This window comes from Marinitoga aeolica, from assembly GCF_029910535.1.
Classification (GTDB): domain Bacteria; phylum Thermotogota; class Thermotogae; order Petrotogales; family Petrotogaceae; genus Marinitoga; species Marinitoga aeolica.
Map to the genome: position 1 here is coordinate 319899 of NZ_CP069362.1, position 22758 is coordinate 342656.

The 22758-nt window shown below is 27.3% G+C and carries 22 protein-coding genes, 5 tRNA genes and 1 other RNA gene; 16 read left to right on the forward strand and 12 right to left on the reverse strand.

Annotated features, from left to right (window positions below):
* The 10 genes from JRV97_RS01460 to metG are packed head-to-tail and all read right to left on the reverse strand — an operon-like array spanning window position 1 to window position 9702.
* On the reverse strand, window positions 1–798 hold the full coding sequence (locus JRV97_RS01460) for an epoxyqueuosine reductase QueH (RefSeq protein ID WP_280999585.1): 798 nt from the start codon (window positions 796–798) through the stop codon (window positions 1–3).
* Window positions 795–1301: a ComEA family DNA-binding protein gene (locus tag JRV97_RS01465; protein ID WP_280999587.1), complete on the reverse strand. Its 507-nt coding sequence runs from the start codon at window positions 1299–1301 to the stop codon at window positions 795–797. The genes JRV97_RS01460 and JRV97_RS01465 overlap by 4 nt, the downstream gene beginning before the upstream one ends.
* A complete protein-coding gene (locus JRV97_RS01470) occupies window positions 1288–2046 on the reverse strand; it encodes a hypothetical protein (RefSeq protein WP_280999589.1) in 759 nt (252 codons plus the stop codon). The genes JRV97_RS01465 and JRV97_RS01470 overlap by 14 nt, the downstream gene beginning before the upstream one ends.
* Window positions 2043–3038 carry a dehydroquinate synthase/iron-containing alcohol dehydrogenase family protein gene (locus JRV97_RS01475; protein ID WP_280999591.1) on the reverse strand — a complete coding sequence of 332 codons (996 nt, stop codon included), beginning with the start codon at window positions 3036–3038 and terminating at the stop codon, window positions 2043–2045. Before JRV97_RS01475 ends, JRV97_RS01470 begins: the two co-directional genes overlap by 4 nt.
* 10 nt (window positions 3039–3048) lie before the next feature.
* Entirely contained in the window at window positions 3049–4017 is a 969-nt protein-coding gene (locus JRV97_RS01480) for a histone deacetylase family protein (protein ID WP_280999593.1), read from the reverse strand.
* Window positions 4014–4457 (reverse strand): ribose 5-phosphate isomerase B, encoded by a 444-nt coding sequence (rpiB, locus tag JRV97_RS01485; protein ID WP_280999595.1) that lies wholly within the window; start codon window positions 4455–4457, stop codon window positions 4014–4016. Before rpiB ends, JRV97_RS01480 begins: the two co-directional genes overlap by 4 nt.
* On the reverse strand, window positions 4435–4899 hold the full coding sequence (locus JRV97_RS01490; protein WP_280999597.1) for a LexA family protein: 465 nt from the start codon (window positions 4897–4899) through the stop codon (window positions 4435–4437). Before JRV97_RS01490 ends, rpiB begins: the two co-directional genes overlap by 23 nt.
* Before the next feature lie 28 nt (window positions 4900–4927).
* A complete protein-coding gene (locus tag JRV97_RS01495; RefSeq protein WP_280999599.1) occupies window positions 4928–5305 on the reverse strand; it encodes an archease in 378 nt (125 codons plus the stop codon).
* Window positions 5298–7727: a DNA gyrase subunit A gene (gene gyrA, locus JRV97_RS01500; RefSeq protein WP_280999600.1), complete on the reverse strand. Its 2430-nt coding sequence runs from the start codon at window positions 7725–7727 to the stop codon at window positions 5298–5300. The genes JRV97_RS01495 and gyrA overlap by 8 nt, the downstream gene beginning before the upstream one ends.
* Window positions 7728–7746: 19 nt before the next feature.
* A complete protein-coding gene (gene metG / locus JRV97_RS01505; protein WP_280999602.1) occupies window positions 7747–9702 on the reverse strand; it encodes a methionine--tRNA ligase in 1956 nt (651 codons plus the stop codon).
* 196 nt (window positions 9703–9898) lie between these two features.
* Here metG and JRV97_RS01510 point away from each other — a divergent pair, with 196 nt between their 5' ends.
* The 3 genes from JRV97_RS01510 (at window position 9899) to JRV97_RS01520 (ending at window position 11857) form a co-directional block, all read left to right on the forward strand.
* Complete coding sequence (locus tag JRV97_RS01510; protein WP_280999604.1) at window positions 9899–11644, forward strand: proline--tRNA ligase; 1746 nt, start codon at window positions 9899–9901, stop codon at window positions 11642–11644.
* Between the two features lie 26 nt (window positions 11645–11670).
* Window positions 11671–11760: transfer RNA gene (locus JRV97_RS01515), tRNA-Ser, on the forward strand.
* 20 nt (window positions 11761–11780) lie between these two features.
* A tRNA-Arg gene (locus tag JRV97_RS01520) sits at window positions 11781–11857 on the forward strand.
* Between the two features lie 44 nt (window positions 11858–11901).
* On the opposite strand, the gene rbr is transcribed toward JRV97_RS01520, so the two are convergent.
* On the reverse strand, window positions 11902–12468 hold the full coding sequence (rbr, locus tag JRV97_RS01525; RefSeq protein WP_280999606.1) for a rubrerythrin: 567 nt from the start codon (window positions 12466–12468) through the stop codon (window positions 11902–11904).
* A 21-nt stretch (window positions 12469–12489) separates the two neighbouring features.
* Window positions 12490–14010, reverse strand: a complete 1521-nt coding sequence (locus JRV97_RS01530) for a hypothetical protein (protein ID WP_280999608.1) — start codon at window positions 14008–14010, stop codon at window positions 12490–12492.
* Between the two features lie 260 nt (window positions 14011–14270).
* On the opposite strand from JRV97_RS01530, the gene JRV97_RS01535 reads away from it, so the two are divergent.
* The 13 genes from JRV97_RS01535 (at window position 14271) to rplT (ending at window position 22738) form a co-directional block, all read left to right on the forward strand.
* Window positions 14271–16589: a methyl-accepting chemotaxis protein gene (locus tag JRV97_RS01535; RefSeq protein WP_280999610.1), complete on the forward strand. Its 2319-nt coding sequence runs from the start codon at window positions 14271–14273 to the stop codon at window positions 16587–16589.
* 92 nt (window positions 16590–16681) lie between these two features.
* Window positions 16682–18007 carry a type I glutamate--ammonia ligase gene (gene glnA / locus JRV97_RS01540; protein WP_280999612.1) on the forward strand — a complete coding sequence of 442 codons (1326 nt, stop codon included), beginning with the start codon at window positions 16682–16684 and terminating at the stop codon, window positions 18005–18007.
* 43 nt (window positions 18008–18050) lie between these two features.
* An RNA gene (gene ffs, locus JRV97_RS01545) (signal recognition particle sRNA small type) lies at window positions 18051–18150 on the forward strand.
* Between the two features lie 22 nt (window positions 18151–18172).
* Window positions 18173–18835 carry a hypothetical protein gene (locus JRV97_RS01550; protein WP_280999614.1) on the forward strand — a complete coding sequence of 221 codons (663 nt, stop codon included), beginning with the start codon at window positions 18173–18175 and terminating at the stop codon, window positions 18833–18835.
* A 1-nt stretch (window position 18836) separates the two neighbouring features.
* Window positions 18837–19559 (forward strand): class I SAM-dependent methyltransferase, encoded by a 723-nt coding sequence (locus JRV97_RS01555; protein ID WP_280999616.1) that lies wholly within the window; start codon window positions 18837–18839, stop codon window positions 19557–19559.
* Entirely contained in the window at window positions 19559–20338 is a 780-nt protein-coding gene (locus JRV97_RS01560) for an energy-coupling factor ABC transporter ATP-binding protein (protein ID WP_280999618.1), read from the forward strand. Before JRV97_RS01555 ends, JRV97_RS01560 begins: the two co-directional genes overlap by 1 nt.
* The gene (locus tag JRV97_RS01565) at window positions 20329–21129 is read left to right on the forward strand and encodes an ATP-binding cassette domain-containing protein (protein ID WP_280999620.1); all 801 of its coding nucleotides are present in this window, start codon (window positions 20329–20331) and stop codon (window positions 21127–21129) included. The genes JRV97_RS01560 and JRV97_RS01565 overlap by 10 nt, the downstream gene beginning before the upstream one ends.
* Window positions 21130–21181: 52 nt before the next feature.
* Window positions 21182–21255, forward strand: a tRNA-Gln gene (locus JRV97_RS01570).
* An 8-nt stretch (window positions 21256–21263) separates the two neighbouring features.
* Window positions 21264–21339, forward strand: a tRNA-Trp gene (locus JRV97_RS01575).
* Window positions 21340–21349: 10 nt separating this feature from the next.
* Window positions 21350–21425: transfer RNA gene (locus tag JRV97_RS01580), tRNA-Lys, on the forward strand.
* 185 nt (window positions 21426–21610) lie between these two features.
* Window positions 21611–22135, forward strand: a complete 525-nt coding sequence (gene infC / locus JRV97_RS01585) for a translation initiation factor IF-3 (protein WP_407081562.1) — start codon at window positions 21611–21613, stop codon at window positions 22133–22135.
* An 18-nt stretch (window positions 22136–22153) separates the two neighbouring features.
* Complete coding sequence (locus JRV97_RS01590) at window positions 22154–22348, forward strand: large ribosomal subunit protein bL35 (protein ID WP_047266916.1); 195 nt, start codon at window positions 22154–22156, stop codon at window positions 22346–22348.
* Window positions 22349–22381: 33 nt separating this feature from the next.
* On the forward strand, window positions 22382–22738 hold the full coding sequence (gene rplT, locus JRV97_RS01595) for a 50S ribosomal protein L20 (protein WP_280999626.1): 357 nt from the start codon (window positions 22382–22384) through the stop codon (window positions 22736–22738).
* Window positions 22739–22758: the final 20 nt, after the last annotated feature.

A 22758-nucleotide genomic window follows, 5' to 3' on the forward strand; every position in this document is an offset into this window, starting at 1 on the left:
CTATATAACAATAAATTTCGATTTCCAATTCCCAATTTTATTTCTTCCATTTTTTATACCTAAATCTTTTGCTATATCTTTTCGTATTAAAATCATCTTTGGTTTTAAATCTTTTAATATTTCTAATCCATGTTTATACAAATACTTTGGATATAAATCCTCCGGTATTTTTAATAATTCTCGATCCATTAAATATACAAAATCAAAATCCATTTTTTCAGATAAATTTTTTCTTCTTTTTTCAAAGGACTTTTTTCTTAATTCTTCTGCCTCTATTAAAGAAAATTCACATCCACAATATTGTTGCCTATAAATATTATTGGCTTTACAAAATTTTGCTCCTTTTGAAATTGCATTATTAGATCTGAAATTTTCATAATAAAATTCTATATCATACTTTTCACTTAATTCCGAAGCTATTTTTTTTATATCTTCATGATTTTTTCTGGGACTTGATAATAAAGTAGTAGAAAATATTTTATATCCTCTTTTTTTAGCTTCAACTACAGCTTTTTCCATTCGAAAATACATACATTTATAACATCTAATATTTTCATTTTTCGTATCAACGTTTTTCATTATATTCAAAAAGTCTCCATGATCATAATTATGTTCTATTTCTTCAAATTTCCATATTTTTTTTAATTTCAAAAATGCTTCATATCTTTTTTTATATTCTTCATATGGATATATATTGGGATTATAAAAAAAAGCTGTATATTCTATTTTTTTCTTCATTAATTTTTTATGAGCTAATACTAAATCTGGCGCACAACAAACATGTAAAAATATTTTCAAAATTCCACAACTCCCTTAATTTTATTTATTTGAGAATTGCTAAATCCTATTTTTTTTAATTCATCTAAACTTTCTATCTTTTTTATTTTTCTATATGTAATTATTTTATTAGCACTTATAGGACCTATACCCGGTAATTTTAATAACTCACTATATACCGCTAAGTTAATATTGATTTTTTTATTTTCTTTTAGAGTATATGTACTTTGAGATAAATAGAAATATTTCTTAATTTTTTGAAATGTTTTTTCGCCAATGCCCGATATATTTTTTAAATCATCTATAGAAGAAAATCCTATATTTTCACTATATTTCTTTATCTCCTCAGCTCTTTTAAAGCCAATTCCTGGAATTGCAACTAAATCTTCTATTGTAAAATTTGATAAATCTATTTTTTTATATTCTCTATTTTTTATTTTTAAATTATCTGATGTTTTTATAGTATATAGCAATCCCGCTATAATTATCAATAATGAAATAAAAATTATACTATTTCTTTTCATTATTCTCTTCCCCTATTAATTCAAAACTTTTTAAAAATCTATCTTTTATGCTTAATCCTGTTAATTGTAATATCTTTTTCTCATTAATATTTTTCATATATTCTTTTGCTTCATCTATATCTGCAAATAATCCAGCACATATAGCAAAATAATTCTTACCACTATTTTGAAATCTTCCCCTATATACGAAAACTGGTAATCCAGCATTTCGCAAAGTTAAAGTTGTAAAAAAGGCATCTTCTTCTGTAAGATATAATCTTAATTGAACAGTAAATACTTTTTGTTCCCCATAATTTGCAGTTTCAGAATAAAAAGAATATAAATCCGTTGCAATTTTCGTTAAAAAATATCCTTTATTATGCTCTAAAGAATCAACTCCATGAAAAAAAGCGTCTTTTTCTTTCATCAAGGTTATTCCACCTGTTTCTCTATTCTGAAAACTGCTCTTTGATTCTTTTATTAAATAAAATATGTCAACTTTTTCTTTTTCAATTATACCTTTAGGTTTTATATTAAGAAATTTATCTATTTCCTCAAGATTAAGATTAAGTACCTGTTGTGAATTATTCCCCTTAATATTTTCTGTTTTACTTGTTTCTTTTAATTCATTTATTTTAACTTCAAGATTTCTAATTTTATACTTTAAATATAGTGTATATGAGGTAACTATAGCGAGAACCATTGGAATTATTATTAATAAAGCCGTTATAAAAATTAAACTCCAATTTTTTTTATTTCTTATCACAAAAATCCACCTCTAAAATATTCCTTTACTTCTTTTAAAATCGTTTTAAGTTCTTCGCAGGAGATTTTATATTCTATAAGCTTCCCTGAAGAAGTAAAGAGGACAAATTTATTCGAACAGTTAAATGTTTTAAAATCTATTGTTTCTATCAGTTTATAAGAAACATTAAAATTATTTAATATCTCTTTTTCTATTTTCTCAAACGTTTCAAAATCGAGAAAACCATAATACCATGAAATATATAATTCTATTATAAAACTTATAGCAAAAACCTCAACATAATTTTTATTAAAGCCTGTTTTTTTATTATAAAATAAACGGATAACATTTTCTCCAGGAAATATATTGTTTTCATTTTTTATATAATAAACCCATTGTTTTATTGAATAAAAAACAAAATCCTGCAAATCAATATTTGAAAAATTCATTTTTGAATAATTTAATGCGAGATTAGCTATTTTAGAATTTAAAATTCTACCTAATATATATGGAATAACAAACATATTTCTAAATTCTCGTTGGGGTATAGATTCAAAAAACTTCGTATCTATAATAATTTGTTGTGGATACCCTTTTTGAATTAAATAATCTTTTTTCCAATTAAAATTTAGGTAATATTTTCCTTTTATAGGTAACATAATAGCTGAGCTGAGTGTCGTTGGGAAAAATGAATAATTATTTATACCAATATTTTCAAGCGTATATCCAGAAAAATCCAATACGCTATATCCTCCAAATACATTAACAGAATTTATTGTAACTTCCGACAATTTCAACAGTAAAGTTAAGTATTTATCAAAACTTTTTAAATTCTCATTTCCTATTAGAGGAATAAAATTATTTAATTTCATTTTGTTCATCAATTCAATTTTTTTATCATAAATAATATAATTATTATACTTTTTCTCATTAATATATTTATTGTAGTGATTTTCTACAACTAATATTCTGACCTTTTTTATATCATTTACTTCAAAAAATACTTCCTTCAAAATATTCACCTCAAATGTTTAATCCATTAAACAAATTATCTACTACTTTTTCATTGATTTGTGAGTTAAATCCTCCTTCTTGAATTATTAATTTAGGAATATTTAAGTATGAAATCATTTCACCAATTTCTCTATAATCATTATCTTTAAGATTAAAGGTAGTCGTCAAATCCTTCTCATGAGTATTAGAACCAAATGGTATTATAAGAAAATCTGGATCAAAATCTTCTACTTCCAACAACGCCTTTTCTAATACACGCAAATAAGTTCGTCCATTAATTCCATCTTTTAAAGGAAAATTAATATTATATCCTCTACCTTCATTCTCGCCAATTTCCCATTCAAATCCGGAAATATATGGATAATGATTAGAAGGATTTCCATGAATACTAATTGTTAAAACAGTGTTATCCTCATAAAAAATTTCTTGAGTTCCATTTCCAGCATAAAAATCCAAATCTAATATTGCTATATAAATATCTCCATTTTTTTGAAGATATCTTGCTGCCAATGCTGCATTATTAAAGTAAGATCTACCACCGCAATATGTAATTCCAGCATGATGTCCAAGCGGTCTTGAACACGAATATGCCAATTCTTCACCTTCCAATAATAATGATGCGCCTGTTAAGGAGCATTTTGCGCTTATCCAAGCCATTTCAAATGTATTTTTACCAACAGGCGTTTTTGTATCCATACACATATCATATCCAAAAACTTTTGGAAAATATTCTTGATTATCTTCCAGAGTATATTGTTTTTCTTTAAGCCAATTTACATAATCCGATGAATGAACAAAATATAAATATGATCTTGGATAATCCTTTGATCCAACTATAATATCTCCATATTTTAATTGTAAAATTTCTTTAATTGTTTCTATCCTTCCAGGTTTATCTATATTATCTATCATTTCATAACCATTAAGTTCATTTTTAGGTGAATAAAAAACATGCCTTGGATCATATACAACTTTCATAAATTTTCCTCCATTTCGGATATAATATTAATCCTTCTTTCGTGTCTCCCTCCCTCAAATTCTGTATTCAAAAATGTATCCACTGTCCATTCAGCAAGTTCAAAGCCCATAGTTCTACCACCTAAAACCAATACATTTGCGTTATTATGTTGCCTTGCAAGTTCAGCCATTTTTGGATAATATGCAAGCGTTGCTCTAATACCTTTCACTTTATTAGCAGCAATAGACATCCCTAAACCTGTACCACACATTAATATTCCATATTTTGCTTCTCCTTTTATTACTCTTTCACAAACTTTTTTGGCATATACTGGATAATCAACTCTATCTTCTGTATATGGACCTTCATCTATAACCTCAATCCCTTTACTTTCTAAATAGTCTTTTAAATGTTCTTTCATTTTATATGCTGCATGATCAGAACCAATAGCTATTTTCATCTATCATCACCTCTTTTAAATTTATTATTCCTATAATTACGTTTTTTTCATTAAAAATCAAAAGAGTATTTTTAGGATAATTATTCATGTCATCTTTTACAATTATATTTTTATATTCAGATGTGCTAATTAATTTAATACCAGAAATACTTTTTATGTATATTGGAGCATCATATAAATTTATTTTTTGTTCAATATACTCACCATCTACTTTTATAATCCCAAAATCTTTTTGATTTAAAACTTTTATACCTCTAAATTTTCCAGATATTTCTATAAAACCTTTTTTTTCCAGTGATTTTAAATGAGAATAGATAGTCGAAACACTTTTTAAATTAAAATATTCTTTTATCTCTCTCATTGAAGGCGGATAACCTTTTACTCTGATATAAAATTCTATATATTCTAAAATTTTTTTTTGTTTTTCTGTTATTTTTTTCATAAGACAATACTGCACCTCTTCAATTTTCTTAAATATCAAATATAACCTTCAACGAAATAGAATTTTCATCTTCTATAACTTTCGGATAAGCTATTGCTTTTATTTCCATATCTCCTTTTAATTCTATTATTTCAGAAAAATATATTTTTACATCTTCATTTATAACTTCAACCTTCGATGGAAAAAAACCTTCATATATTTTATTTAAGGAATAATTACCTATATCAAATACTATATCATCAATTTCTTTTTTAGATATATTATATATGTATTCTTTTTTTAATCCTCCAACAATTGGATTAAAGATCTTATTAAATGCATCAAATAAATCTTCCAACATATCTCCTAATGTATTGCCAGATAATTTAAATAATATATCCGCTGGATGGTTTAATTCTTTACTCATCTTCAACCACCACTGCTGCATCTGCTACTATATCTTCTTTATCCAATCTAATGGCTCTTACCCCAATTGCATATCTACTCAATGTAGATATTGTAGAAACTTCTTCTCTAATTGCTTTACCTAATTTTGTAAATACTATAATATGGCTATCTTCATCAACAGTTAAAGCTTTTACTATATCTCCTATGCGTGATGTACCTTTAACGCATTTCAATCCTACTCCGCCTCGATTTTGAAGTCTAAAGTCTTCAAAATTTACTCGTTTAGCATATCCATATTCAGTAATTAATAACATACTTTTTTCCTCATTTACTTTTACTGCATTTACTACATTATCGTTTTCTCTCAATTTTATAGATCTCACACCAGAAGCAGCTCTTCCCATTGCTCTAACATCAGAAACTTTAAATCTTAAACTCATACCTTTTTTGCTTATTACTAGCACTTCATCATTGTCATCTACTATTAATGCATCCACAACCATGTCATCTTCTCTAATTGTGATTGCCTTTAAGCCATTTTTTCTAATATTTGAAAATTCACTTAATGATGTTCGCTTTACTACACCATTTTTCGTAAATAGCATAATGTATTTATTTTCAATATCCTTTTCGTTTTCTATAGGTATTATTGTTTTTATCTTCTCATCATTATCTAAGTATAAATATGTACTTATATGTTTCCCTTTTGTTTCCTTCGTACTCTTTTCTATATTATATGCATAAAGCTCAAAAGCCTTTCCTTTTGATGTTATAAACAACAATCTTGAAAGACTATTGGTTTGCAAAACCTGAATAATAAAATCATTATCAGATTTTTTTATCGCTTTTGAACCTTTACCACCGCGATGTTGAACTTTGTATTCATCACTTTTCATCGCTTTTATATATCCCCACTGGGTTAATACTATAACAAGATCTTCTTCTTCAATGTTATCCGCTTCTTCTATTTTAGAACCTTGATTAGTAATTTTTGTTCTTCTTTCATCACCAAATTTTGTTTTTACTTCTTCTAATTCTTCTTTTATTACTTCAAATAATTTTTCTTTATTATTTAAAATTTCCATAGCATTTTTAATTTTTTGAGTTAATTCTGCATATTCTTTTTCTAATTTCTCTCCTTCTAGTTTTGATAAACTAATCAACCTCATATCTACTATAGCATTAGCTTGTTCTTTAGTTACGTTTATTATTTCCATTAAACTGTTTATTGCATCTTCTCTTCCTTCAGATTGCCTGATTATTTCTATAACAGACTCAATACCTTCTGATGCTTTCATTAACCCTTCCACAATATGAGATCTTTTTCTTGCTTTATCCAACTCAAATTGTGTTCTTCTTGTTACTACATCTACTCTATGATCAATAAATGCCTGCAATATCTCTTTTAAATTCATTACTCGAGGTTTTCTTTTGTCTATAACCGTCATTTGAACTGCAAAAGATATTTGTAAAGATGTATGTTTTAATAATTGGTTTATTATTCTTTGAGGATTTACATTCTTTTTTAATTCTATTACTACTCTGATACCTTCTTTATCTGATTCATCTCTGATATTTTTTATCCCTACATCTTTTTTATTTTCCTTTTGTTTTGTAACATAATTAGCAATTTGAGTTATTAAATCTGATTTTGGAACACCATAAGGTATTTCTTTAATAACTATACTTAATCCATTTTTATTTTCTTCCAACTCATATTTAGCTCTTATATGAAAAGAACCTCTACCTGTTTTATAAATATCTTTTAATTTATCTCCATCAACAATGATACCACCAGTTGGTAAGTCTGGCCCTTTTATGTACTCCATTAAATCGTCTGTTGTTGAATTTGGATTGTCAATTAATTTTTTAATACCTTCAACTAATTCATTTAAATTATGGGATGGGATATTTGTTGCCATACCAACTGCTATACCATTTACGCCATTCATTAATAAGTTTGGTATCCTTGTTGGCAAAACAGATGGTTCTCGTAAAGAACCATCAAAATTATCTAACATATCTACGGTATTTTTGTCTATATCCATTAGCATATATTCTGCCAGCTCATGCATTTTAGCTTCTGTATACCTCATTGCAGCTGGAGGATCTCTATCTATTGAACCAAAGTTTCCTTGACCTATTACTAATGGATATCTTAAACTAAATGGTTGTGCCATTCTTACAAGTGCATCATAAATTGCAGCATCACCATGAGGGTGATATTTACCCATTACTTCACCAACAATACGGGCACATTTTTTATAAGCTGCTGTATGTCTTAAATTCAACTCATCCATTGAATACAATATTCTTCTTTGAACTGGTTTTAACCCATCTCTAACATCAGGAATAGCTCTACTTGTAATTACACTAAGTGAATATAAAAGATATGATTCTTTAAGTTCTTGTTCAAACGATCTATTTAAAATATCACTCATTAAAAATTACCCTCCTAAATTACGAAATTTTAGCTCCTGGTTCGATATCACCATCAGTTGTTAGTAAAACTAATTTATCGTTTATTTTTGCTGCTAATAACATTCCGTTTGATTCTATTCCCATTAGTTTAGCCGGTTTTAAATTAGCTACTATAATTATTCGTTTTCCAATTAAATTTTCTGGTTCATAATAATTAGCTATACCTGCTACTATCTGTCTTTTTCCTAATTCACCCAAATCTAATTGTAATTTTATTAATTTCTTTGATTTTTTTACTTTTTCTGCTTCTAAAATCTTTGCTACCCTTAAATCAACATTTTTAAAATAATCGATGTCTATTAAAACATTTTCCATTATTTCTTCTTTTTTTGCTTCAACTTTCTTTTCTTCCATTTTTCCTTCCTCCTTTTTCATAACTATTACTTTTTCCCATTTTTTTACATCAATTCTTTTAAATATTGGATCTCCAATGTTTACTTTTTTACCAGATTGTAGCAATCCTATTTTTATATTTTCATTGTTAATATATTTTTCTGGCTCTTCGATTGATAATTTTTCAAATATTTTAATAGCTGTATCCGGCATTATCGGAGAAATTAATAAACCAATAATTCTGATAGAATCCATTAAATTATACATAACAGTTGCTAATCTCATCTTTTTAGACTCATCTTTCCCTAACAACCATGGCTCAGTAAGATCTATATATTTATTTGTAAACCTTACTAATTCCCATAGACTTTCTAATGCATGAGTAAATAAATATTTATCCATATAATTCTCATATTTTTCAATTGTGGAATTTATTAAGTCATGTAATTGATTATCCACTTCTGCTTTTTCGGAGGGCTCTGGTATTTTGCTATCAAAATATTTATTTACCATGGACAATGTTCTATGAACAAGATTACTTAAATCATTTACCAAATCCGAATTATATCTTGTAATTAAATTATCTTCTGAAAAATCTCCATCTTTGCCAAAAACAATATCTCTCATTAAATAATATCTAATAACATCATTGCCATAGGCTTTTACTAAAACTCTTGGATCTATAGCATTACCTAATGACTTAGAAATTTTCTGACCGTTTACCGTCAACCAACCATGAGCAAAAACTTTTTTAGGTAATGGTAATCCAACAGACATTAACATCGCTGGCCAAATTAAAGAATGAAATCTATTTATTTCTTTTCCAATTAAATGTAAATCTGCTGGCCAATATTTCTCAAATAATTCTTTATTTTCCGGATAACCTAATGCACTTACATAATTTATTAATGCATCTACCCAAACGTATATTACATGTTTAGGATCATTGGGCATAGGAACTCCCCAATTGAATGTTGTTCTGGTTATGCTCAAATCTTTTAATCCACTTTCTAATATTTTTAACATTTCATTTTTTCTAAATTCCGGTTCTACAAAATCCGGATTTTCTTTAAAATGTTTCTTTAGAGGTTCATTATATTTTGAAAGTCTAAAGAAATAATTCTCTTCTTCAACCCAATTTACTTCTCTACCACATGATGGACATATTTTTTTACCATCTTTCTCTTCAATTTCTTCATTTGTCCAATATGTTTCACAAGGAACACAATACCATCCCTCATATTTTCCCTTATATATATCTCCATTTTCCAACATTTTTTCTACAAAAAATTGTACTGTTTTCATATGTTGCTCATCTGTTGTTCTAACAAAATAATCATTTGTAATTTGTAATTCTTCCCATAATGTTTTAAATTTTCCTGATAATTCGTTACATAACTCCTGAGGATCTATATTTTTTGCTTTAGCTGCCTGTAAAATTTTTTGGCCATGTTCATCTGTTCCAGTTAAATAAAAAACGTCATATCCTCTCATTCTTTTATATCGTGAAATTATATCTCCTACTATAGTAGTATAACTTGAACCTATGTGTGGTTCAGCATTAACATAATATATGGGGGTTGTCACATAAAATTTTTTCATTTTATATCCTCCTATCTTATTTTTCTTGTTTATTATATTATACCATATAGAATACTGTGTATAATTAAGAAGTTTTTAAAATTTCAATCATTATTATTTATCCCGCTTCATATTTTTTTTACCATTAAAAGTTGTATTATTTAAAATGATATGTTAAAATTAAACAAATCTAAATTCAAAAATAGGAGGAATAAAGATGCGAATGTCAAAATATTATGCACCTACTTTGAAAGAAGTTCCTAATGATGCTGAAATTAAAAGTCATGAATTATTAATAAGAGGTGGATTTATCAGAAAAACCGCCTCAGGAGTTTATACCTATTTACCATTAGGTAATAAAGTCCTCAAAAAAATAGAAAGAATCGTAAGAGAAGAAATGGAAAATATTGAATCACAAGAAATATTGATGCCAATTATTCAACCAGCTGAAATATGGCAAGAAAGCGGAAGATGGGATGATTATGGTCCAGAAATGATGAAATTAAAAGACAGACATAACAGAGACTTTACTTTAGGACCAACTCATGAAGAAATGATTACAACTATAGTTAAAAATGAATTGAGATCATATAAACAATTACCAATATCTTTATTCCAAATAGCTAACAAATACAGAGATGAAATAAGACCAAGATTTGGTGTATTAAGAGCCAGAGAATTCATAATGAAAGATGCTTATTCTTTCCACGATTCAGAAGAATCATTAGATGAAACATATAAAGCTTTTTATAAGGCTTACGAAAAAATTTTAGAAAGATTAGGTGTGGATTATTTAGTTGTTGAAGCCGATACAGGCGCTATTGGTGGAAGTGACTCACATGAATTCCAAGTAAAAGCTGAATATGGCGAAAGTACAATTTATTACTGTGATTGCGGTTATTCCGCTACTGATGAAAAAGCAGTTTCAAATGTTATTTTCGAAGAATCAAATGAAACAGAACAAGAAATGAAAAAAGTAGATACTCCAGATGTAAAAACTATTGAAGATGTTGCTAACTTCCTAAATGTTGATAAAACAAAAATTGTTAAATCTCTTCTTTTCAAAGGAAGAGAAGGTTGGGTATTAGCCTTAATTCGCGGAGATTATGAATTAAATACATCAAAACTCAAAGCATATTTTGGAGATCAAACTCTATCCATGGGAGAACCAGAAGAAATTAAAAATGAATTCGGGGTAGAAATTGGATTTATTGGTCCTGTTGGAATTAAAAATGTAAAAATTGTTGCTGATTACAGCATAAAAAATATGAAAAATTTTGTTGTTGGAGGGATGGAAAAAGATAAGCATTATGTAAATGTAAATATAAATAGAGATTTCAAAATTGATGTTTATACTGATATAAGAATGGTTTCAAAAGGGGAACCATGCCCAAAATGCGGAAAACCTTTAAAAGAAATTAAGGGTATAGAGGTTGGTCAGGTATTTAAATTAGGAACTAAATATTCAGAAAAATTACATGCATACTACACTGCAGAAGACGGAAAGCAAAAACCATTTATAATGGGTTGTTATGGTTGGGGTGTTTCAAGAACATTAGGAGCTATAGTTGAACAATTACATGACGATTATGGTATCATATGGCCAAGAAACATTGCACCTTTTGAACTTGTAATTATACCTGTTTCTATGAAACAGAAAGAATTATCAGATAAAGCTGAAGAATTATATAAATTATTAAAAGGAAAATATGATGTTTTATATGATGACAGAGATGCTTCCCCAGGATTTAAATTTAAAGATGCCGATTTAATCGGAATACCTCTAAAAATTATTTTAGGTAAAAAAATGAAAGAGGGAAAAGTTGAAGTTAAATTGAGATATGAAAGGAATTCAGAAGAAGTAGATATAACCGAAGGTTTCGAGGAATTATTAAAAATAATTGAAAAAAAGTTAAACGAATACGACCCAAAAATTTACGTAAAAAGTATTGACAAAGAATAATATTCATGTTATAATTGTTTCGCGTCGGAGAGGTGGCCGAGTGGCCGAAGGCGCTTGCCTGCTAAGCAAGTGAGGGTTATTACCCTCCGTGGGTTCAAATCCCACCCTCTCCGCCATTTTTTTTACCTATTTTCATGTGCCCGTAGCTCAATTGGATAGAGCATTGGACTGCGGATCCAAAGGTTGCTGGTTCAAATCCAGTCGGGCACGCCATCTTAAAAAAGCAGGTATTACATTTTGTAATACCTGCTTTTGTTTTATCTTTCAATTTTTACAAAATACGCTTTAGGATGATTACATGCCGGACATTTTTCTGGCGGTTCGTATCCTTCCATAATATATCCGCATTTTTCACATTTCCACAAAACCTTATCTTGACTTTTAAATATACTTTCTTTTTCCAATTCTTCCAATAACTCTTTTAAAGTTTCAGCATGATGTTTTTCTGCTACTGCTATAGATTTAAAAAGAATCGATATATTTTTAAATCCCTCTTCCTCAGCTATTCTTGCAAATTTAGGATATAATTCTGTATATTCATATGTTTCACCCTCTATTGCCATTTTTAAATTTTCCACTGTATTTCCAATTTTTCCAGCTGGGAAAGTCGCTTCTATTTTTAAATCCCCACCTTCCAGATGTTTAAAAAAATTCTTCGCATGTGATCTTTCATTTTCTGCCAATTCTAAAAAAACTTTTTGAATTTTTATATATCCTTCTTTTTTGGCAACACCTGCAAAAAAATCATATCTATTTCTTGCCTGTGATTCACCTGCAAATGCAATTAATAAATTTCTCTCTGTTCTACTTTTTTTAATTGCCATTTTTTCTCCCTCCTAAAATACCTACCAGATATACTTTTCCCCCAATATTTCCTTAGTTTTTTCTATTATTTTTAAATATCTTTCTTTAACTCTTTCATTCAAAAGTTCCGGGTTTATTTTTAATATCTTTTCTTTATACGCATTTATTACTTCTTCTTCAGAAATAAATTTTTTACTGAATAATGCTAAATAACTATCTATTTCATTTATTACCATATTGTTATACTCATTGATTTTTTCTACTTCTATTTTCTTTAATTTTTCCAGAGATTGTTTCAGACTATCATATTCTTTTTTATAATCTTTAACCTGAGGAAATTCAGAAACTACAAAAGTTAAATAGTTTATATCTTTTTTTATGCTTTCATTATATTCCGATTTTTCTACATAACTTATTTCATTATTTATAACGTTAAAAAGTTTATTATGAACTTTTTCAGATATACTTAAAAATAATTTTTTTACTTCATCATCATTAGGAAATTCTCCATATTCAATTACTATTTTTTTATACATATCAACCATTTCTATCAATTTAAATTCTTCACTTTCAATATAATTATTTAATTTTTCAATTTGAGATAGAATGTCTTTTTTATTTAATATATATTCTATTTTTTTATAATATTTATTTTGTGATTTTTCAAAATAATTTTCAAAATTTAAAATGTCGCTTTCAATGTTTTGAAATCTTTTTTCCAATTCAAGAAACTTATCATTATAATTTTCTATTTTAATTGCAGATATTTTTTTATCAATCACCATTACTTTATTACTTAAAGATATATATTTTTTATCTATTTCTTTAGACATATCGTTTACCATTACTTTTAATGAGCTTGTATTTGAATAAATATTGTCTATTTTTTTATCTATTTCAATACTATTTTTAATTTCTTTATTTAAGCTTTGAGTCAAACTAAAAACATTATTCTTGATTTCATTTACATCATTTATTATGCCAATGATCTTTGTATTCAAATCTTTAAATCCAGATTGTTCTTGTCTTGTTTCGTTAGGCAAAATGGATATTTTTTTTAACAATTGATTAAATTTTTTATCTAAAGTTGTATTTAATTCTGTTTTAATTGCATCCTCAAATGTTTTAAACTCATTTGTTAAATTTGAATTATTATTCCCCTTAATTCCCTCAATCAGTTTATTAAGTTCATTAAGATTGAAACTTTTTAAGATTTTTTTATTTTCTCCCAATTCTATTAAAATATCCGGTATTTGTCTTGTGTTAGAATTTATTATATCTAAAATTTGAAAATTATTATTTAACTTTTCAAGATTATTATTTAATCCTTCGAATTCTGTTACTTTATTTTTTATTATTCTTATATCTTCTTTCACTGAGACTTTAAATGTAAATTGTTCAAAAAGCAAATAACTAATACCTCCTAATAATAGGAGATTTAAAAATAGCAAAAAGATTAACAACTTATTATTGTTTTTAGGAATTTTTTCTTTGTCTTTCAGCTCTTTATGAGAAATATTCATTTCTATTTTATTTTCTTTCTTAAATTCTCCATCATTCATATTATTCCTCCTACTTTTAACAAAATTAATATTCTTTTATTTATATTATATCATAAAATAAAAAATTAATTACAGCTCAATATTTTCAAGCTAATATTAATTTTTTTATTTTTTTATAATTATTAGTATTTATATGCATTTATAAGAAATTATATAAGATTATATATTTTTTTCAATATTATATACTTGTATTTATATAATATTTTTTGGTATAATTATTTGGTATAATAAACTAAACTAAAATATAGGAGGGGGCAAAATTGAAAGACTCTAAATTTAAAATTAATTTTTTTAGCTCAATGGGATTTAAAATTGGGCTTATTATTCTTATTCTTTCCGTAGTTCCTTTATTAATAGTATCTTTTTTCGTGAATAATTCGATTAAATCTCAGGAAAAATTAATAATAAAAAATGTAAACAACCAAATTTCAAATATTCAAAATAGTTATAAAGAGCAATTTTCAAATTATAATAAACTTTTAGAGAAACAAATTAATGACTATAATCAAAATATTTCAGAACAACTAAAAAATTTAAATAATGATGTAAACAAAAAATTCGAAGACTTCTTTATTGAAAATTATGATAAAACCCTTTCTACCTTATTTTCAATATTTGAAAATAAAATAAAAGAAAATATCAAAAATTTAGAAGATTTTTTGAATGCTATCAGTAGAAGTACTGATTTAAAAAGAAAAGCCGCTTCAAAATCTATTTCAATTATAGAAAGATATAGTTTATTACAACCATATGCTGATTTGCAAAAATTAGACGGAATCCAACTGTGGCTTATTAACCCTAAAATATTTACAAAGAAAAATGCTTTTGAAATTTCAATAAAAGGAGAAAATTATAAAATTCAAAAGAAAGCTGAAAGTTATGTCCCTGGCAAAGATAATTTAAAAAACTTAAATATACTTAATTTTGTTAAAATGAATTCTATCCAAATAATTTCAAAAAATCTTTCTTATGGATTAAGCAAGGTTATTTTTATAGATAATAAACCTTTTTTTCTAACATTAACCCCAGTTTATGACCCTGTATCAACACAAAAAATTGTTGGAATATTGGCCGGTTTAAAAGAATTCGGATATGATGATATCGTAGAAATAGGTAATTTAATTGATGCATATATAGTAATTTATTCTTCTACAGGAACGCCATTATTTGGCAATATACCTACTTCAAATCTTAAATTTAATCCATCTAATATAAACAAGTTTATTACAGAAACTATTTTGAAAAAAGAAGCTAGAAGCTTCTATACAACATCTCAAATTTTCCCATTAATGTACGTTCAAATTTCTAAACCATTAATCAAAACAAAAACAGATTTAAATATCAGCTTGAAAAGTAACTTTACTTTACCTGAATTTAAAACAGCACGTATTTCTTTAAATTTAAATATTGATATGAGCAAAATTATAAATATGATAATTTATATTATTTTAGTAATAATTTTAATTTCTATAATAATTTCTATTTATATGGGAAGAAGATTTTCTAAAGACCTACATGTTGTAGTAAAGAATCTCGATAACATATCACAGGGGAATTTAAAAGATATTATTAAATTAGAAAGAAGAAAAAATGATGAAATAGGCATCATGATGAGTAAAATACATAGCACACTTGACTTTTTAATTTCTATGTTCAAAGACTTAAACGAAAATATAAATAGATTAAATACTGCCTCAAAAGAAATTGATACCTCTTCGGAAAAGTTAGAAAATACAAAAATTACAATCGAAAAGGTTGTAGAAAGTGTTAGAAATTTAATGAATGATATGGAAGAATTTCTATATTCTTTAGATAAAAATATTGAAGTGCTCTTTGATAATAGCAGCAACATATTAAATGAAGCAAATACTATAGAAAATACAATTGATAAATTAAGTCAATTTAATACAACAACTAAAAAAATGACAAGCGAAACAAAAGAAACAACAGAATTAATAAACAATTTAATAATGAACTTAGCTTCTAGTTTCGAAAATTTCAATAAAAAGGTAGAAGAAGTTTTTGATTTTGTAGAGAAAATCACCGATATCTCTAAACAAACCAATTTACTTGCATTAAATGCTGCTATAGAGGCAGCGAGGGCGGGAGAAGCCGGTAAAGGTTTTGCTGTTGTTGCAGACGAAATAAGAAGTTTATCGGTTGAAACTAACAATATTGCAGAAGATATTTCAAACCAAATAAAACTGATAGGCGATGATATGAAAATACTCTTAAATGAAGTACAATCTTCAAAAGAAAATATAAATAATCTTGATTCAATAATGAACAGATTTGAAAAAGATATGACGGAAATAAACAACCTTACTCTGGAATTAGATAGAGTTTTTGATATTTTAAAAAATATCATAGAAGAACAAAATAGCGTTTTAAAATCATTTGATGATAAGAAAATAGAAATCAATAGTTTCTTAAATGTTTCAAAGAATGAAATATTGGAATTCACAAATATTATCAATAATGAAACGGAAGTTATAAATACTTTGATTGCTCAATCAGAAAAACTACAAAAAAGTTCAGAAAAATTGACATTCATAATATCCTTTTTTAAAGTCGATTAAATATAATTAAAGATGTTTATTATTAGTTATTGAAAAAAATCAAAAAATATGATATAATCCCCCTATAAGATTACTTATAGGGGGTGTTTATTGTGGAGAGGGATGAAGTTTTAAAAGTAGTTGAATCTGAAAAAGTCAAATTTATAAGATTGCAAATCACTGATATTAATGGTTTGCTAAAAAATGTAGAAATACCATGGGATGAATTAAAAAATTCATTCGAAAAAGGAACAATGTTTGATGGTTCTTCCATTGAAGGTTTTGTCAGAATAGAAGAGTCTGATATGTATTTAAGACCTGATCCTTCAACATTCGCAATTTATCCATGGACAGACCAAGGTTATAAATCTGCTAGATTAATTTGTGACGTTTATAATTCTAATGGTACTCCGTTTGAAGGTGATCCACGATACAGGTTAAAATTGGTATTAAACAAATTAAAGGAAAAAGGATTTTCTGCTTATGTTGGACCTGAACCAGAATTTTTCCTATTACCAAAAGATAGTCAATCAAATAAACCTATATTAAAATTTTTAGATAATGGTGGATATTTTGATTTATTACCTATAGATCAAGGAGAAGAAACAAGAAAAGATATTGTATTAGCTTTAGAAGAAATGGGAATCAACGTTGAAGCATCACACCATGAAGTTGCTCCTTCACAACATGAAATAGATTTTACTTATGATGAAGCTCTTAAAACAGCTGATAATATTCAAACCTTTAAATTAGTTGTAAAAACAATCGCTTTATTAAAAGGATTACATGCCACATTTATGCCAAAACCATTTTTTGGTGAAAACGGATCTGGAATGCACACTCATTTAAGTTTATTTAAAGATGGTAAAAATGCTTTTTATGATGAAAATAAAGAATTTGAATTAAGCGAGACATTAAGATATTTTGTTGGCGGAGTTCTAAAGCATATAAAAGCAATTACTGCAATAGCTAATCCTACAATTAATAGTTATAAAAGACTGGTCCCTGGATATGAAGCACCTGTTAATATTGCATGGTCCCCAAGTAATAGAAGTGCCTTAATAAGAGTACCTGCAGCACGTGGAAAAGGTACTAGAATTGAAGTGAGAAGTCCTGATCCTACAGCTAATCCATATTTACTATTGGCTACTTTATTAGCTGCTGGTTTAGAAGGAATTGAAAATAATATAGAACCACCTTCACCTGTAATTTCAAATATTTATCATATGACACCAGAAGAGAGAGATAAAGTTGGTATTGACCATCTTCCCGGAAATTTAAAAGAAGCTATTGAAGAGTTAAAAAAAGATGATTTAATAAAATCAGTTCTTGGAAACCATATTTTTGAAAAATATATTGAATTAAAAGAATCCGAATGGAAAGAGTTTTCTATTAATGTAACTGATTGGGAAATTAATAAATATTTATGGATTATGTAACATTTTTCTATTATAATACTATTGGTTCTAGGGACCTACTATAGGCTGGGTCCCGCGCAACGGGAACCCGCGAACCTGGTCAGGCCCGGAAGGGAGCAGCCATAAGCGGTACTTCCTGTGTGCCGCGGGGGTGCCCGGCCATCTTTAATTTTAAGGGGGATTTTTATGAAAAGGCTTTTTTATTTTTTATTTTTATTTATATTTTCTTTATCAGTTTTTTCAGCAAATTTAGGTATATATTCAAATGGAGTTTTTTTAGAATTTCCTATTAGCAATATAAAAGTAAAGGCTGGATATCCAACATTTGGTCTTTCATACAATAAAAATAATAAAAACATAGGATTTAATTTAAACTCTGATTTTAATCTCAATAACCCTCAATTAAATAACTATATATCAACAAATCTAACCATATATTTTAATAATTTAGCTCTTTATTCAGGATTATGGAATACATTTGATTTAAATGATTCAGAAAATGCTACTACTACTAAAATTGGAAATTTTGGTTTTTTCACAGGAATAACTACAAACATTCAAAATTTAAAAATGAATATATCTTTAAATCTAAAAATAATGAATTGGATAAAAACAGGTAATATAGTTACAAGCCTGCCTGCTTTTAAGGGGACTTTTGAAGATGCTGTTTTTTTGGCTATTGGTTTAGATTACACTATTCCTATAAATAAAAATAACATTAGCATTTTTTTTAATTTCGGAGCAAATTATATTAACTTTCCGAACGGTTTAACATTATATCAATTTAATAATAAATATAATTTTGGTATATTACTAACATTAAATGAATTGTTTAAACAGGAGGAATGAAATGAAAGAAAAAAATGAAAAAATTTTTGGTCCAGAAGACTTAAAAGATTTAACTCCAGAACAGGTTATAAAATTATATGGAGAACAAAATAATGAAAAGAAAAAAGAAAAAAGAAAAAAACTGACAAAGTTTCAACATTATTATATTGAAAACCCCGAAACTGAATTAACAGTGAAAACATTAACACTTGAGTTAAAAAATGGTCATACGTATATATTTAAAGCACCATCAGGTGTATATGGAAAAAAAGAAATAGACAAAGCTACAAAAATACTCTTAGAAAATGTTGAAATTACTGGAAAAAAAATATTGGATATTGGGTGCGGATACGGAGTTATTGGTATTACTTTAAAGAAGGAATATCCTGATATTGACATTTTTATGAGTGATATTAACAAAAGAGCCGTTGAATTTACAAAAATAAATGCAAAAGATAATAATATTTTTGCTGATATCAGGCAAGGATATCTATTTGAACCATGGAAAAATGAGATATTCGATCAAATTATATCCAACCCTCCAATTGTTGCTGGTAAGAAGGTCTGGATGTCTTTAATAGAAAATTCGTATAAACATTTAAAAAAAGAAGGCACTTTACAATTAGTTGCTTTTCATAATAAAGGTGGAAGTAGAATAAAAGAATATATGAAAAAAATTTTCGGAAATGTTACAGAAATTACAAAAAAAGGCGGTATTAGATTATATAAGTCGGTGAAAATATAATGCTTGAAACAAAAAAAATTAATTTTAGTTATAACGAAAAATGTATATTTAATAATTTAAATATTTATTTTGAAAATAAAATCCCAATTGGAATAGTGGGATCTAATGGAAGCGGAAAATCAACTTTATTACGATTATTAAGTGGCATATTGTCTCCAGATAGTGGAGAAGTTTATTTATATAATAAAAAAATTAATTTTCATGATAACGAATCGATTTTATTTCTAAAAAAACATGTAGGTTATATTTTTCAAAATCCAGAAAATCAAATAGTAGGTGTTACTGTTGAAGAAGATATTGCTTTTGGTTTGGAGAATTTAGGGCTGGATAGAAATGAAATGAAAAAAAGAATTAACTGGGCTTTAAATGTTACTGATTTAATAGGATTGGAAAAAAAGGATCCAAACACATTATCCGGCGGTCAAAAACAGCGATTAGCTATTGCTTCTATGTTGGCAATGCAACCTGATTTTATTTTGATGGATGAACCTACAACAATGCTTGACCCAGAAGGTCGTGAAGAAATATACAAGGTTATTAAAAATTTAATAACTATCGGAAAAACTATCATTATAGCTTCGCATCATGCAAAAGATTTACAATTTGTAGAAAAAATTGTTGCTCTGGATTCAGGAAAAATTGTATTTTATGATAATAGAGATAAATTTTATCACTGGTCAGAAAATAAAAATTTTAATGTTGAAATTCCTTTTGAAAATATAGTAAAAAAATATACTGGTAAATCTATAAAAGATTTGGAGAGAAATATATGCCAATAGAAATAAATAATGTTTCTTATACATATGCTGAAGGTACTCCATTTGAAACTATTGCTTTAAAAGATATAACTTGGAGAATAAACGAGAATTCCATGTGGGTTGTTTTAGGAAAAACCGGTTCAGGTAAAACAACTTTAATACAAACCTTAAATGGCCTTCTAATACCCAAAAACGGTGAAATTTTGGTTGATGGAATATATACAAAAGATCAAAAAAATGATATTAAAAAAATTAGAGAAAAAATTGGTATTGTTTTTCAATATCCAGAAAATCAATTTTTTTTACCTACAGTATTAGAAGAATTAATGTATGCTCCAAAAAATTTTAATAAAACTATTAGTCAAAATGATATTTATAACATCCTAAACCTTGTCGGTTTAAATAAAAGTTTTTTAAAGAGAAATCCTTTTACCTTATCTGGTGGTGAGATGCGTAGAGTAGCCATTGCCTCAATTCTCTCCTATGACCCTAAATATATTGTATTTGATGAACCTACAGTAGGGTTAGACTATGATGGAAGAAAAAAAATATGGAATATAATAAAAAATCTTCGAAAAATTGGAAAAACTATAATTATAGTAACTCATTGGATAGACGAATTAATTGAATTTAAACCAAATGTATTGTATATACAAAATCATAAAATAAGTTTTAATGGAACATTTGATGATTTTATTTTGCTGGGAGAAGAAGAACTTAATAATAAAAGTATTTCCTTTTCAGAAAAACTTAAATTATATTATTGTTCATTAAAAAATAATATAAAATTAGAAAAATTATTTCATTATTGAAAAGAATAGGCGTTGACTAATTGAAAAAATAATGTTATAATACTATCTGTCTTGGGAGGTCGTCTAATGGCAGGACAGCGGACTCTGGATCCGCCGATGGAGGTTCGAGTCCTCCCCTCCCAGCCAATAATAACACGCCTGTAGCTCAATTGGTAGAGCGGCGGTCTCCAAAATCGCAGGCTGGGGGTTCAAGTCCCTCCGGGCGTGCCATATTTAGTGTGGGCCATTAGCTCAGCTGGTAGAGCGGCTGACTCTTAATCAGTAGGCCGTGGGTTCGAATCCCGCATGGCCCACCAGTTTTTGGACATTTGTTTATGTGAAAAGCGGAAGCCACCCAGTTGCTTCCCACCTCGGGTAGTTTAGCCGTCAGGGGTTTTAAGATTAATGGGAAATACTTGGGTGGAGTTTACTCCACCCATTTTAATTTATATATTTATTGTTTTCTACACTATAGGTGTAGAAAAGAACAGGAGGGATAAGTATTAAGAAATCAAAAGATACAACATTGAGAAACGAAGAGATTAGGGTGAAAGAAGTTAGGGTAATAGGAAAAAGTGGTGAACAATTAGGCATAATGGAAACGAAAAAAGCTCTACAGATTGCTTATCAAGAAGGACTCGATTTAGTTTTGGTTTCGCCAAACTCTAATCCGCCAGTAGCTAAAATTATGGATTTTGGAAAATACAGATACGAAAAAGAGAAGAGAGAAAAAGAAGCGAAAAAGAAACAAAAGAAGCAAATATTAAAAGAAATGAAATTTAGATTACGAATCGACGAGCATGATTTTAACACTAAAGTGAGAAGAATTAGAACTTTTTTAGAGGATGGAAATAAGGTAAGAGTTGTGGTAATGTTTTTAGGTAGAGATATTATGTTTACAGATAAAGGGAAAGAAATCTTAAATAAAGTTATTAAAAACGTTGAAGATATTGCTGAAGTGACAAGGGCACCTAAAATGGCTGGAAGAGATATGGATATGATTTTATCACCAAAAAATAAAAAATAATTAAAAGGAGGATTAATTATGAAAATTAAAAGACATTCTTCATCAGCAAAAAGATTTAAAGTTACAGGATCAGGAAAAATAAGAATGAGAAGATCAAATGTTGGTCATAACACAAGAATAAGAGGTAAAAAAAGAATGAAAAGGTTGCATCAATATAAAGATATACCAACAGGTTTGAATGATAAAGTTGAAAGATTACTTGGATTAAAATAATTAAAAAAAAATAACCGAAAGGAGAGAATATAGATGAGAGTAAAAAGAGCTGTTCATGCTAAAAAGAAAAGAAGAAAATATCTTAAAGCTGCTAAAGGTTATAGAGGGGCTCTAAGCAGAAGGTATGTTTTAGCAAAGCAACAATTCTTCAGATCAGGAAAATATGCTTATGCTGGCAGAAAACAAAAGAAAAGAGATTTCAGAAGACTATGGATAACAAGAATTAATGCTGCAGCTAGAAATGAAGGCTTAAAATATAATGATTTAATTCATGGCTTAAAATTAGCAGGTGTAAATATCAACAGAAAGATGTTATCTGAACTCGCAGTAAATGATTACGAAGCTTTTAGAGAATATGTAAATATAGCAAAAGAAGCTTTATCTAAATAATATTTGAGGCACCAAATGGT

Bases quoted from the DNA above. Each gene is read 5' to 3' on its own strand.
- JRV97_RS01480 (WP_280999593.1), bottom strand. From the start codon at position 4,017: ATGAAAGTTGTATATGATCCAAGGCATGTTTTTTATTCACCTAAAAAT.
- JRV97_RS01590 (WP_047266916.1), top strand. From the start codon at position 22,154: ATGAAAATTAAAAGACATTCTTCATCAGCAAAAAGATTTAAAGTTACA.
- JRV97_RS01465 (WP_280999587.1), bottom strand. From the start codon at position 1,301: ATGAAAAGAAATAGTATAATTTTTATTTCATTATTGATAATTATAGCG.
- JRV97_RS01565 (WP_280999620.1), top strand. From the start codon at position 20,329: ATGCCAATAGAAATAAATAATGTTTCTTATACATATGCTGAAGGTACT.
- JRV97_RS01490 (WP_280999597.1), bottom strand. From the start codon at position 4,899: ATGAAAAAAATAACAGAAAAACAAAAAAAAATTTTAGAATATATAGAA.
- rplT (WP_280999626.1), top strand. From the start codon at position 22,382: ATGAGAGTAAAAAGAGCTGTTCATGCTAAAAAGAAAAGAAGAAAATAT.
- rpiB (WP_280999595.1), bottom strand. From the start codon at position 4,457: ATGAAAATAGCTATTGGTTCTGATCATGCAGCATATAAAATGAAAGAA.
- rbr (WP_280999606.1), bottom strand. From the start codon at position 12,468: ATGGCAATTAAAAAAAGTAGAACAGAGAGAAATTTATTAATTGCATTT.
- JRV97_RS01530 (WP_280999608.1), bottom strand. From the start codon at position 14,010: ATGAATGATGGAGAATTTAAGAAAGAAAATAAAATAGAAATGAATATT.
- JRV97_RS01495 (WP_280999599.1), bottom strand. From the start codon at position 5,305: ATGAGTAAAGAATTAAACCATCCAGCGGATATATTATTTAAATTATCT.
- JRV97_RS01555 (WP_280999616.1), top strand. From the start codon at position 18,837: ATGAAAGAAAAAAATGAAAAAATTTTTGGTCCAGAAGACTTAAAAGAT.
- JRV97_RS01550 (WP_280999614.1), top strand. From the start codon at position 18,173: ATGAAAAGGCTTTTTTATTTTTTATTTTTATTTATATTTTCTTTATCA.
- metG (WP_280999602.1), bottom strand. From the start codon at position 9,702: ATGAAAAAATTTTATGTGACAACCCCCATATATTATGTTAATGCTGAA.
- JRV97_RS01510 (WP_280999604.1), top strand. From the start codon at position 9,899: ATGCGAATGTCAAAATATTATGCACCTACTTTGAAAGAAGTTCCTAAT.
- gyrA (WP_280999600.1), bottom strand. From the start codon at position 7,727: ATGAGTGATATTTTAAATAGATCGTTTGAACAAGAACTTAAAGAATCA.
- JRV97_RS01560 (WP_280999618.1), top strand. From the start codon at position 19,559: ATGCTTGAAACAAAAAAAATTAATTTTAGTTATAACGAAAAATGTATA.